This window comes from Metallosphaera yellowstonensis MK1 (assembly GCF_000243315.1).
Lineage (GTDB): Archaea > Thermoproteota > Thermoprotei_A > Sulfolobales > Sulfolobaceae > Metallosphaera > Metallosphaera yellowstonensis.
Window position 1 is genome coordinate 330,061 of the sequence record NZ_JH597768.1, and the last position, 11,330, is coordinate 341,390.

Genomic DNA, 11,330 nt, shown 5'->3' on the forward strand with positions numbered 1-11,330 from the left:
AGATTAAGAATATTAGGGTTTAGAGGTTATTTTGTTTTTCACTACCTGTTTTACTTTCTAGTTGTAGGCTGGTCCTAAGGATCTTGGATTTACCTGGAATGAGTTTAGCGATCTCCTCCTTCAGGGTCTTGAGGCCCTTGAGCTCGCTCCCCCTGGTCAAGATTTTGACCACTCTTTCCGCAACCTTGTCCACATCATTATCTCCTGGCGTTAGGACAACGTAGTGGTTACACCTTCTCTTGACAGCCTCCTCAGAACCTGCCTCAATTCTTACCTCCTCTCTCAGACCTATGGCAAGTTCTAACCTCACGTTCTTGATGAAGTTCTTTTTACCGTATATCATAAAGGACCCCTTAGGTAAGTATTCCCCAGAGGGAGGAGACTTCGAGACCTGACTCCCATAAACCCAGAACACGTCCACACTCCCTAGGCCCAACTTCCAGGCCTTAGAGTAACACGCTGCAACCACTGCGGCGTCGTAAATATCGCCCTCCTGAACGCCCTTAGAGTCCTTGATTATCGTGGCAGGAGCTCCCTGAATGTCTGCGTGGAGGAATATCTCTTCCTCACCCAACATTTTCTTGACGAGACTCTCGTTCTGATCCACATCTCTTCCTGCAATGACTAAGTAGTTGTTCCTTGTGAAGGACCACCTATACTTCTCGTACCACTCTTTCTTCCTAATGACGAGGGACTTACTCTCCTCAGTCTCTCTCAACTTGAGCTTGAGCTCCTCGACCTTCTTCTTGAGTTCCGCTATGGTCTCCTCTGCCCTCCTGGCCTTACTCTCCAGCTCCTTGGCCCTCTCGAAGTAAGAGGAGGCAACCCTTGTGAGGGAAAGGTTGGGATCTATCTCCACTGTCACCTCCCCCAAAGTGACCTCCTTCACACCCTTTCCCCTCAATATCTCCAACTGTGAGAAGTTCTCCATTATCGTCTTACCCTTCTTCCTCAGGGTCTCGGCCTCCTCCCTGTTCTTCTTCACAGTCTCTTCCAGTTCCCTTATGGTAGCCTCAAGCCTCCCTATCTCGGCTGAACTACTCTCATTTTGTTCTCGTTCGCTCCTCTCCATCTCAGTGAAGTAATCGTCGACCACCCCGTTGAAGGTCTCACCTGGGGTGCAGTCTTGAAACTTCAGTGGCATGAAAGTTCCCTTCCCTATGCAGGGCTCAATCTTACCCGACCTTATTGCCTCAAACAGCTCCCCCACCTTTTTCTTGACCTCCTCCAGCTCCTCTTGAGTAGAGGCCTTCAAGTTCAGGGCGTCTAAAACCTCCTGCGGTACCCCCAGGATCCTGGAGAGGGCTCCCTTAGTCAACAGCTTCTTCGTCTCCTCCGGCTTTAGGTCTCCAGGCTTGGGAGGAACCCTGTACACCTGACCAGGCCTGACCTCCCTGTCTTTAAACTCCCTTACCTCGTTCACGAACTTTATTCTGTCCTGTGAATCCGTCACTACCAAGACTCCTTTGGGTAAGAGCTCCAGGTAGATCTTATGATCGTTGGACAGGGAAAAGACTACTATCCTCTCCCCAGGAACTACATCGACTTCCCTTATCACAGCCCCCCTCACTAACTCCCGTAACATCTTGGCCTTGTTGTCCAACACCCTCTCCCTCTGATACCTAGTGAAGTGAATCCTCCTGGACGGCTCCAAGATCGTCTCTTTATCCCCATCTCTACAGTGAAGGAGAAAGAGGTATCCCCTACCCTTGAGTATTGAATATATGTTGTCCACCCTGCATCCTACTATCTTACCCTTGTTCTCAGACAACCATGCCAGGAGGTCGACGAAGCTCATGGAACTCTTTTTTGACAACTTTAAAGACATGTGGACTGTCTTACTTTGTGGACGGAGAAGATAAATTGTTACTGGTGAGGGGAATAGTGGGATTGGTCGTTGGGGCCATATCAGCGTTCCTCCCTACTCTTTACTATGCCCTGTTATTGTTGGCCATAGGGTACATTAGCACAATTCCCTTGGCAGGATACATTGCTCCGGAGGGAAAGAGGAGGACGAGATACCTCAAGGGCACTCTAACCCTCGTTGTGGCGTGGCTTTTAATACTCGTCGTCCTATACAATCTCGTAGCCTAAGCTCATGACTCAGAAGTTCATAGTGGATGCAATGCTGGGGAAGTTGGCCAGATGGTTGAGAATACTGGGTTACGACACGCTCTACTACAAGGACGCTGAAGATTGGAGGATAGTGAAGAGGGCAGAGGAGGACAAGAGGATCGTTGTGACGAGAGATCGAGGGCTCTGTAATAGGGCTAGGAAAAGAGGGGTCGAATGTTTCCTCGTTGTCCCTGATACAGAAGTGGAGAGAACGTTGGCTGAGTTGGCAGTCAAATACGGCCTTTACCTAGACGTGAACCCTGAAGCCTCCAGGTGCACCGAGTGTAACGGGATTTTAGAGAAGAGGGACAAGAACCTCTGGAGGTGCACTAGGTGCGGTAAGGAATACTGGAAGGGGAGGCATTGGGACACCATCACTGAGGTCCTTATAAAGGCCCAAGCACTGATGGAATCATATGGAACTGCTGGAAATTCGAGAGTTAGATCTGGAAAGGGGAAGATTGCTGGTGAGGATAGCTCGGAACGCCATAAAGAGGAGACTGAAACTTAAGGTAGAAGAGGTGAGGATAGAGGATCCGATACTGAAAAAGTACGGAATGGCGTTCGTGACTCTCGAGACGTCTATGGGGGATAGGTATGAACTCAGGGGATGTATAGGTTACGTTGAGGCAGTAGCCCCCATAGGGGAAGTGGTAGAGAAGGCTGCTGTGGCCGCCGCGTTCTCAGACCCTAGGTTCCCTCCCGTAAGAAGGGATGAGATGGACGAATTGATCGTGGAAGTAACTGTGCTGACGAAGCCCCAAGTCTTAGAAGTGGAGGACAGGAGGAGTTTGCCAGAGGTGGTGAAGGTCGGAGAGGACGGACTCATAGTGGAGAAGGGAATTACCTACTCTGGACTTCTTCTACCTCAGGTGGCTACCGAGTACTGTTGGGACTCAGAAACGTTCTTAGGGGAGACCTGTATTAAGGCAGGGCTCATGCCTGACTGTTGGTTGGATAAGTCTGTCAAGATCAAGAAGTTCCAGGGGGTCATCTTCAGGGAGTCGGAACCAGAGGGTGACGTGAAGTTCCTAAGGCCTTCTGACGTAAGGTGTAAGCTTGAGGAATTAATCGGCTGAGGAGCGTTCGAAGAATCTCTAACTACATGCGAGCGCTTTGAAGTCATCTCCATCCGGAAGGATCAGTTAAGATGAAGGGCTCAAGTATCTCAGGTTCAACTGATCTCTTCTCCATCCTTAAAGATAGACCCAGAATCTCACAGTAATGGGAAAAAGGAAGTGGGGACAAAAGGTAAGGAAAAGAGCTCACTGCACAGTTTCATTGGATAAAGGGGTTCGGGCTTCATTGAATTTTCATGAATTTATATCCAATCCTCAGCCCTTGTGCTTCACCGGGGTCACGGGGAAACCCGCTCACACCCCTCAGCCCCCTTAACGGGGTAACCCCAACCCACCTACTCCCAGTGGGAGTGAGAAAGAGGTGTGGAAACCCGCACATCTTGAGGTTAGATATTCAAGGATGCGTTAAGTTGTCTATCTAGAGTGAAACCGCACCTCTCACACCTGAAAGTCCTGCCGACCTTTCGGGAAACCCATCCACATCTGGGGCAGGACTTGGAAGTGTGGTAAGGGTTCATCTCCTTAACTAGGGAGCCGTAAAGTGGGGCCTTGTGTTTAAGAACGCGGTGGATCGACCTCCATACAGTCCTGGAAATCTTCTTAGACAACTTGTCATTAGCGTCTTGGAACATATCTTGTTTGTTCAGTTTCTCTATAGCGAACGTAGTCACGGGATACATCTCCAGCAACTTGTTGACGAACTTGTGAACGTAGTCCCTAACTCTATTCCTCTCACGGTGGGAGTACTTCCTCGACAACAACTCCCCTTTCCTACCGTGCTTGGAAGCGAAGGACTGTATCCTACCCCTCTTCAGCTCCATCCCATACAGCAGTTATGGGATTTCTCGTTAGGTAGCGCCCCGTAATCAAGGTAAAATCTGATAACTGCTGTTCTGTATGTGTTTACCTGTGGCGTAGCTTATCCCATTAATCGCTTTTGATTCCGGCACAGGCACCACTCTCAAAGGATGAGTGGTTTTCGTCAGGACTGTTCAACTAGTGACTTGGCCATAAGGTAGGCATCCTCACCGTCAGCGTAGTAATGCTTTAAAAGCTTCACCTTCCTGTACCCAAGCTTCTCGTAGAGTGAGATGGCTGGATAATTGCTCACCCTCACCTCCAGGTATACCTCCTCTGCACCGTAAGCTTCCCTCATCTTCTGCATTGAGGAAAGGAGCAACTGCTTCCCTATCCCTCTCCTCCTGTAATTCTCAAGAACGGCTATGGAAACGACATGACCCTTCTTCACCAGAGGAATGAAGGATTTGAGGTTGCTGAACCCAGTCTCAATCCTAGGCATTATGTATCCCACTACTGACCCCTCAACCAACGCAACGAAGAACGCCTCCCCCCACTCCCTTATATGCTCCACAAAGAAATAGTAGGGGTAGTTCTCGGGCAGAGTGAACCTGTTTATCTTCACTATCTCGTCTATATCGTCCAATCTCGCGTTCCTTATGGTGAACTGTTTATCCTTCTCAACCGTCTCAACCATGTTTCAACCTCCCCACGATTTAGATCTCTCCTCTCCTAAGTTGGGTCGTCCATGGGAAAATGCCTCATCATGGTGTTCTATTGTCGGCACGTGACTCACTGAACCTACGTCAAAGGCTTTCCCCAGAACATCCAAAGGGACGCAGGAGAAGGTGATTGGACTCGGTCTCCAGATCGAAAAATCGACTACCTGCGTCCCGTACGTCAACGCCATCAAATTTCAAGAAGACCTTCATAGTTAAAAAGGTTTGCACAAGGGCTATGTTTACCCGTGGCGTAACTTATCCTTACTCTTAGTCACTTTTAATTCCGCCACGACACCCCTTCTAAGGGATCACACACGGTCACCCTCAATTCGTTGGGACTAGTCGAGGGAAACTTCATCACTCATCCAACTTCTCCCACCCTCGTGAGCAGTGCCCGTCATCAGTTGGGAGATCGTCAAGAGAGAATTCTTGGGTAATACTACATGAACATGACCGACGTCAAAACGATATTTAGAAAATTGAAAATAACGAGTAGTTACGTAAAAGAGTTACAGTCTCTCATCCTGTTCTGGTGAACCTCTCCCGTAAGGTTTAATCGGGGTTCGAGTTACCCACCAAAAATCGCTAGATTTTTTACTTCCTTGAAGCCCCCAGGTTTATAACGTTGTAGTATATACACATGCCTGATTACCTGATGCATCCTTCCAAGAGGATATTGGGAACTGTCAGCAAGGAGTTGTTGGGCAAATCAGTCCTTCTGGGTGTTACAGGGAGTGTGTCCATATACAAATCCATAGACCTAGCACGAACCCTCATGAGGAGGGGGGGAGAAGTTAGGGTCATCATGAGCCAGGAGGCAACTAAGTTGATATCCCCAGAGATGTTCAGATGGGCCACCGGAGAGGAGGTAGTGATCGAGTTAACCGGGGAGTTGGAACACGTGGAGCTGGCGGAGGAAAGCGACGGTTTTCTCATAGCTCCAGCCACCGCCAATACCCTGGTGAAGTTGGCTCAAGGAATAGCCGACTCTCCCCTAGTGGCCACTGCCCTAAATTTCTTCGGCAGTGGCAAGGTTGTGGCCGTAGTCCCTGCGATGCACCTCCCTATGTATCACTCCCCTCAAGTGAGGAGGGCCGTCATCGAGCTGAGGAATATGTCGGTGGAGGTCATTGAACCCGATGTAATAGGAGATCTAGCCCATTACCCAGACGTGGAGCTCATAGCCTCCAGATTCGTTACTCTCATGCTGAGAGGGAGAGATCTACAGGGATTGAAGCTCGTGGTAACTGCGGGTCCCACGAGGGAATTCATGGATCCCGTGAGGTTCTTAAGTAATCCCAGTAGTGGAGCCATGGGGGTCTCCATAGCTAACGAGGCTCAATTCAGGGGAGCAGACGTGTTCCTGGTACACGGTCCCCTGAGCGGGAAGGTGAAGAGCTTCGTTAAGAACAGTGTGGAAGTACAGACTACTGAGGAGATGTTAAGCGCCGTGAAGAATCTCGTGGAGAAGGGTTATAGGGCCGTGATATTGGCAGCTGCCCCGGCTGATTACAAGTTCAAGACCGTGAGAGAGAAGAAGGTAGAGAGTCACGCGGAAGTTCCCACGGTCGAACTGGAGAGGACCCCCAAGATATCCTCCCAGTTGAGAGGGAAGGCTTTCCTAGTCGGTTTCTCCGCTGAGACTGCCGACAGTGAAGAGGAGCTGATTGAGAAGGCAAAAGCAAAGAAGGAGAGACACGGCTTCGACTTGATAATTGCCAACAACGTAAGCAGGAGAGACATAGGGTTCTCGTCGGAGTATAATGAAGTCGTGGTTATAGGCGAGAGGTACACGAGGAAGTTGAGCAAGGATTACAAATATATCATCGCCAGGGAGATCCTGGATATCGTCAGGGAAGAGCTTAAAAATAAACACGTAGTATAAAGCATTGGTTCGGGCCTAGCAGTTGGCTCGGGTAGCTCAGCCTGGTTAGAGCGCTGGGCTGTGGACCCAGAAGTCCCGGGTTCAAATCCCGGCCCGAGCCCTTATTTAACGTTCTTCTTTTAGAGAAATTTTACCTTCATGCAACAGTCTGCGTTAAATTTGCAACTACGTAATACATACAGAGGGGGTGTATCCTTTTTCGTGTTAATAGAAATCTTTTTATATTTGTTTATAACGAGTTTTTGCTGATAAATGATGGCCTCCCACACCGATGTGGGCTATGCCCAAAAGGGTGGGAGTGATTGCAGAGATGTGAGCCCCGTGCCGTTGGGCTCAAAGGAGTCCCATGACCCACCTACCGTAAGCGGGTGGTTGAGGGCTAAGTCCCTACACTCGATCATGAATGAAGATAAAATGAATGAAATGATAGTGTAGGGACAAACGGTGTATAACTTATGTCAAAGATTGACGTAAGTAAATTAGATGATAGTAAAAAGCTAGCTATACTGAAAAAAGCGGTAGAGAAGGAAGGGCTGTCATATACTGCAAAGAAAATAGGAATAGATAGGAGCGGGCGATTCAGGACTCCATTGCGATTTCTATTTGTTTCTATAGAACGAAAGTGACTTAATTGATCCTACATCAGTACACGAAAAGGGGACGAGCGCTAGGTCATACCATGAGATGTCCAATCACGTGGCGACCGCGCTCCTCCTTGAGGTAGTTGGGGAGGACGCGCCATTAAATGAAATAGCTGAGATGGAGAGGAGGGCCCTGGAGGAGGAGAGGAGGACCTCCCCCAGGTACGCCAGGTACAGGTTCCTGAGGGGGTTCAGGGTATCCCTCCGGGGGGTCGTGTACGGGCTGGAGTGGGTCACGGTGAGGTTGCCCGTGCTGTACAGGGGAGGGGAGAGGGTGAGGACTGGAGTGGAGGAGTTGCTCAGGGAGGAGAGGCTGGTGCTCAGGGCCCTCCTCCTGCCCGTGTTGGGAGGGAACGCCAAGCTCTGGACCCAGGAGCTGGAGGTGAGGGGGGACTTCAAGTACGTGATCGTGGACGAGAGGTACGTGAAGTTGAGGGGAGGAAGGAAGGGGGTCCTCTTAATCGCGTTGGGACTCACGGAGGACGGTGTGAGGGCCGTGCTTGACGTGGTCCTGACCGGGGAAGAGGACGTCGTGAGCTACTGAAACCTCCGGTGAGGCTATGGAGGTACAACCTCACCCTCGTTGTAGCTGACGGGTGAAGGCCGTGGAGGAGGCCATCTCCCGTTCCGGGATCCAGGTCGCGAGGCAGACCTGCCCGGTCCACCTCAAACGAAGCAGGAGGGTGAGGGACGCACTTGACTCCTCTCCCTGCCCCACCCGGGGCTCTCCCCTCCTCTCCTACCTCCTTGCCCCCAGGGAGCTCTAGCCCCTCCTCAGGTCCAACAACCCGACCAGTCCTTCAACTCCCTCCCGGAGAGTTCGGGAAGTGCCACTCCCCCTGGAGGATCGCCCGGGCCATAGCCCTCAACTACAACCTCTCGACCTATCATCTCATCATTGTAATAATATTACAAGAACCCTTATTTCTTCGTGATATGATCAAATATATTCAGTAATTCCTTCATTGAATAAGTCTAAACCGAGAGATATATTACAATTCGCAAAGGAGTCCTGAATCACCCTTTTTAATGCCTAGTAGCAAATATACACATATGAGAATTGAAGATAAGGATGAAAAGGGAGAAGGTTACTTAGTAATTGAAAGTAAGGAGGACTTAGAAGAGTTTAGGAAGATGTTGATTGAGGCTTATTATGAGCTTAATCCCGACCGTAAACGTCCTTGTGAGACCCGATCTCCCAAATGAAAACTATACAGTTTTTTGAGTCCACACTGTAAAGTATCCTTATATCTCCAGTTACTTCTATGGAAAACATTGGATTACCGTATACATCTTTTCCTAATTTCTCTCTGGAGTATTTAACAGGATTTTCTTTTAACAATTGAAGTTTATCGACAATTAACATGAGATATTCCAAATTAGAAAATTCTCTGGCAACAAATCTAGCCAAATCTCTAGCTTCCTTAACTTTCTTCATCGTGAACTTCAATTCCCACTTCTCGCAAACCATGATAAAAACATTTAGGAAACGCATTTAAAAAATTTTCTTTTCTTGTATATTACCTTAATATAAGCTAAATACTAAGCTAATATATAAGCAAAAATATTAAGCAACCCTAGGCCGGAGAGCGTAGAGCTTGTGGTTGAATTTTTTTCGATAAACTGTGGGTTTATACAATTTTTCTAACGAGAATAGAAAGCCGGGATCCCATATACGCGCTTATACTGCTTACTTAACAATTTTTCAAAATTCAATGAGAAGAAACTCTATTAGCACATTATTTTAATAACCTCTATGATAAGTTTATACATATGAAGACTGGTAAGGATGGAGAATATTATTATGCGGAGTTAAGTAAAGATGAAGTAATTAAGCTTAAGGAGATTGTGGAAAAGAAAGCTAAGGAGAGAACTAACGTCCGTAAACCTTCTTATGAGACCTAATCTCCCAAATGAAAACTATACAATTTTTCGGATCGACGCTATAAAGTATCCTTATATCTCCAGTTACTTCTATGGAGAACATTGAATTGCCATGCTTATCCTTTCCTAACTTTTCCCTGGAATATTTGAAGGGATTATCTAGCAATAATAAAACCTTATCTAAGATAAGCATAACTAACTTATCACTTGCAAAACTATCTAGAAGGTAATCAGCTAACTCATCAAGGTTACTTATCCTCTTACTGAACATTATCCTTAATTTCCATTCCTTACAAACCACATTAATAGATATAGAAAACTTATTTAAAAATCTTTCTCTTTTCGTATATTATTTCATTAGGAATAATAGTTGTAATAATGATAATAGTGGTAATCATAGTAGCGAATGAAATGCATTGCGGCAAAGATAGTGTCGTCATTGACCTATTTATACTTGTATTATGAGTATTACTTATGGGTAGGAAGCCTGTAATTAGGCGAGACATTTCTTGTCCCTCTTGTGGTAGTCATCATGTTGTCAAGTCTGGCAAGTCTGCTGGTAGGCAGAAGTATTTGTGTAGGGATTGTAGTAAGTACTTTTTGGGTGATGCTAGTTATTATCATTCTAGGAAGCTTAGAGAGGAGGCTTTAAAGATGTATGCTAATGGTATGAGTATGAGGGCTGTTTCTAGAGTTTTAAATGTTCCCTTGGGTACTGTCTTCACTTAGATTAAACGTTATGGAGGCAAAGGTATGAGGAGTTAGTTGAGTTGTGGGGTAAGGCTAAGGATTTAGTCGAGGGTAAGGTTGCTGCTAAGGTTGTTGATGAGATATGGACTTACTTGTCCAAGAATATTGAGGCCTTTCACAAGTGGGTCTTTACTTGTTTCGTTTATACTTCCCTCGGCCTTTACGTTCTATTCTCAGTTGGGGATAGGGATGAGAAGGCCTTCAAGGAAATTTTGCAATATGCTCCAGAGGGTGGAAGGTGGGTGAGTGATGATTATAATGTACACTTCTCCTTGAGGAATCATACCGTAGTCAAGTTTGTTAACCCTAATGAGTCTTTACACTCCTCATTGAGGGATAGGCTCCTTAGGTTCAAGAGAGCTACAAAGGCTGAGTAGAAGTTTGGAAATGATTAAGTATTCTCTAGCGATAGTCTTATGGGAGAGAAAATTAATTCCAGAATTTGTAGGTCAATGACGACACTATCAGAAATTTCAACTACAGCAGTTATGGGAATCTTAGGGAGGTAATACGAAGAAGTCGGTATTAGCGAGAAGTTTTCATTTTTCGACGTCGTCCTGCTGAAAAGATGCTGAACGGAAAGGGACCGATCGAGTTGGCTAGGGAGAGGCTGGTCAAGGCGGTCAACCAGGTTCTGGGCGTGGTCAGGAGGAACGGGAGGAGCAGGAAGGTTAATTAGCGCTAGTCCTCATGGTCCTGGTAGGTGGGAGGGCCAGCGTGAGGAACGCGGCCGAGACGTTCGGGTTGGACTACGCAAACCTGCTGGAGGCGTTGGGGGAACTCCACGACGCGTGGGGCTGGAGGGCCTGTCGTGGCTGGTGAAGGGTCAGGTGGCCGTCATCGTGGACGACACCGTGGACCACGACGCTCTGGGTAGACGTGAGCCCCTGAGAACCACTGGATCTACTGCCACACCCACGGGAGGTTCGAGAGGGTCAAGCTCCTCACGGTCGCCATAGTGGACCTCGGGCAGGACGTTCATGGTGGGAGCTTTCCCCTACGTCGTGAGCAAGATGTTGGATTTGTGAGGGTCACCGAGTTCAAGACCAAGATCGACTTGGTCAGACGTTGGACGTGCTCAAGGAGCGCTTCCAGTAGCCAGGGTCGTCTTCGACTTCCGTACTGTCCGAGAAGCTCGTGACGGATAACGTGGTGTCAAGGCTCAAGTCCAACCGAACTCAGGGTCGAGTCGGTCCAGGGGACCCTCGAGGAGGTGGAGGGACACCTCCCAGTGGGATAACCTGGAGTCTACTACGCCGACCTGACCCTGGGAGGCCCAGCGATTACGGTGAAGTTGCTCGCAGGAACACGACTCCATGACACACGTGAGGTACCTCTACACGACCGACCTCTCGCTCAGCGGGGAGGAGGCCTGTCGTGTGGGAGATCGAGGAGCTCCACAGGGACGTCAAGGCCCTGGGACTCGTCCTTCTGGAGGAGGGAGAGGCTTAGGGGC

Annotated in this window: 10 protein-coding genes, 1 tRNA gene and 5 pseudogenes; 9 read left to right on the forward strand and 7 right to left on the reverse strand. The window is 48.2% G+C overall.

Annotated features, from left to right (window positions below; translation table 11 throughout):
* Nucleotides 1–19: 19 nt before the first annotated feature.
* Entirely contained in the window at nt 20–1,816 is a 1,797-nt protein-coding gene (locus METMK1DRAFT_RS09245; protein ID WP_245544611.1) for an Rqc2 family fibronectin-binding protein, read from the reverse strand.
* Between the two features lie 29 nt (nt 1,817–1,845).
* On the opposite strand from METMK1DRAFT_RS09245, the gene METMK1DRAFT_RS09250 reads away from it, so the two are divergent.
* The 3 genes from METMK1DRAFT_RS09250 to METMK1DRAFT_RS09260 are packed head-to-tail and all read left to right on the forward strand — an operon-like array spanning nt 1,846 to nt 3,194.
* Nucleotides 1,846–2,094 carry a hypothetical protein gene (locus METMK1DRAFT_RS09250; protein ID WP_009073306.1) on the forward strand — a complete coding sequence of 83 codons (249 nt, stop codon included), beginning with the start codon at nt 1,846–1,848 and terminating at the stop codon, nt 2,092–2,094.
* A 4-nt stretch (nt 2,095–2,098) separates the two neighbouring features.
* On the forward strand, nt 2,099–2,626 hold the full coding sequence (locus tag METMK1DRAFT_RS09255; RefSeq protein ID WP_009073308.1) for a Mut7-C RNAse domain-containing protein: 528 nt from the start codon (nt 2,099–2,101) through the stop codon (nt 2,624–2,626).
* Entirely contained in the window at nt 2,532–3,194 is a 663-nt protein-coding gene (locus METMK1DRAFT_RS09260; RefSeq protein WP_048087786.1) for a TIGR00296 family protein, read from the forward strand. The genes METMK1DRAFT_RS09255 and METMK1DRAFT_RS09260 overlap by 95 nt, the downstream gene beginning before the upstream one ends.
* A gap of 223 nt (nt 3,195–3,417) precedes the next feature.
* Here the strand turns inward: METMK1DRAFT_RS09260 and METMK1DRAFT_RS09265 are convergent.
* The 4 genes and pseudogenes from METMK1DRAFT_RS09265 to METMK1DRAFT_RS19130 all read right to left on the reverse strand — a co-directional run.
* A pseudogene (locus METMK1DRAFT_RS09265) lies at nt 3,418–4,027 on the reverse strand (RNA-guided endonuclease InsQ/TnpB family protein); the annotation flags it as partial.
* A 149-nt stretch (nt 4,028–4,176) separates the two neighbouring features.
* Nucleotides 4,177–4,689, reverse strand: coding sequence for a ribosomal protein S18-alanine N-acetyltransferase (gene rimI / locus METMK1DRAFT_RS09270; RefSeq protein WP_009073317.1), 513 nt, complete (start codon nt 4,687–4,689; stop codon nt 4,177–4,179).
* A gap of 3 nt (nt 4,690–4,692) precedes the next feature.
* On the reverse strand, nt 4,693–4,902 hold the full coding sequence (locus METMK1DRAFT_RS09275; RefSeq protein ID WP_048087787.1) for a hypothetical protein: 210 nt from the start codon (nt 4,900–4,902) through the stop codon (nt 4,693–4,695).
* 51 nt (nt 4,903–4,953) lie between these two features.
* Nucleotides 4,954–5,152: pseudogene (locus tag METMK1DRAFT_RS19130) on the reverse strand (hypothetical protein).
* Nucleotides 5,153–5,354: 202 nt separating this feature from the next.
* Here METMK1DRAFT_RS19130 and coaBC point away from each other — a divergent pair.
* The 4 genes and pseudogenes from coaBC (at nt 5,355) to METMK1DRAFT_RS15675 (ending at nt 8,197) form a co-directional block, all read left to right on the forward strand.
* On the forward strand, nt 5,355–6,599 hold the full coding sequence (coaBC, locus tag METMK1DRAFT_RS09280) for a bifunctional phosphopantothenoylcysteine decarboxylase/phosphopantothenate--cysteine ligase CoaBC (RefSeq protein ID WP_048087788.1): 1,245 nt from the start codon (nt 5,355–5,357) through the stop codon (nt 6,597–6,599).
* Between the two features lie 25 nt (nt 6,600–6,624).
* A tRNA-His gene (locus METMK1DRAFT_RS09285) sits at nt 6,625–6,699 on the forward strand.
* Nucleotides 6,700–6,854: 155 nt separating this feature from the next.
* Nucleotides 6,855–7,034 (forward strand): hypothetical protein, encoded by a 180-nt coding sequence (locus tag METMK1DRAFT_RS09290; RefSeq protein WP_048087917.1) that lies wholly within the window; start codon nt 6,855–6,857, stop codon nt 7,032–7,034.
* 249 nt (nt 7,035–7,283) lie between these two features.
* Nucleotides 7,284–8,197, forward strand: a pseudogene (locus tag METMK1DRAFT_RS15675) (transposase).
* Nucleotides 8,198–8,399: 202 nt separating this feature from the next.
* Here the strand turns inward: METMK1DRAFT_RS15675 and METMK1DRAFT_RS09300 are convergent.
* Nucleotides 8,400–8,711, reverse strand: coding sequence for a type II toxin-antitoxin system RelE family toxin (locus METMK1DRAFT_RS09300; protein WP_009073333.1), 312 nt, complete (start codon nt 8,709–8,711; stop codon nt 8,400–8,402).
* Between the two features lie 402 nt (nt 8,712–9,113).
* A complete protein-coding gene (locus tag METMK1DRAFT_RS09305) occupies nt 9,114–9,425 on the reverse strand; it encodes a type II toxin-antitoxin system RelE family toxin (protein ID WP_009073337.1) in 312 nt (103 codons plus the stop codon).
* Nucleotides 9,426–9,598: 173 nt separating this feature from the next.
* Here METMK1DRAFT_RS09305 and METMK1DRAFT_RS09310 point away from each other — a divergent pair.
* Both METMK1DRAFT_RS09310 and METMK1DRAFT_RS20085 read left to right on the forward strand, forming a co-directional pair.
* Nucleotides 9,599–10,330: pseudogene (locus METMK1DRAFT_RS09310) on the forward strand (IS1/IS1595 family N-terminal zinc-binding domain-containing protein).
* A gap of 112 nt (nt 10,331–10,442) precedes the next feature.
* A pseudogene (locus tag METMK1DRAFT_RS20085) lies at nt 10,443–11,330 on the forward strand (IS701 family transposase); the annotation flags it as partial.

Excerpts from the sequence above, each read along its gene's own strand:
- METMK1DRAFT_RS09255 (WP_009073308.1), top strand. The coding sequence starts at position 2,099 with ATGACTCAGAAGTTCATAGTGGATGCAATGCTGGGGAAGTTGGCCAGA.
- METMK1DRAFT_RS09260 (WP_048087786.1), top strand. The coding sequence starts at position 2,532 with ATGGAACTGCTGGAAATTCGAGAGTTAGATCTGGAAAGGGGAAGATTG.
- rimI (WP_009073317.1), bottom strand. The coding sequence starts at position 4,689 with ATGGTTGAGACGGTTGAGAAGGATAAACAGTTCACCATAAGGAACGCG.
- METMK1DRAFT_RS09275 (WP_048087787.1), bottom strand. The coding sequence starts at position 4,902 with ATGGCGTTGACGTACGGGACGCAGGTAGTCGATTTTTCGATCTGGAGA.
- coaBC (WP_048087788.1), top strand. The coding sequence starts at position 5,355 with ATGCCTGATTACCTGATGCATCCTTCCAAGAGGATATTGGGAACTGTC.
- METMK1DRAFT_RS09290 (WP_048087917.1), top strand. The coding sequence starts at position 6,855 with ATGGCCTCCCACACCGATGTGGGCTATGCCCAAAAGGGTGGGAGTGAT.
- METMK1DRAFT_RS09300 (WP_009073333.1), bottom strand. The coding sequence starts at position 8,711 with ATGGTTTGCGAGAAGTGGGAATTGAAGTTCACGATGAAGAAAGTTAAG.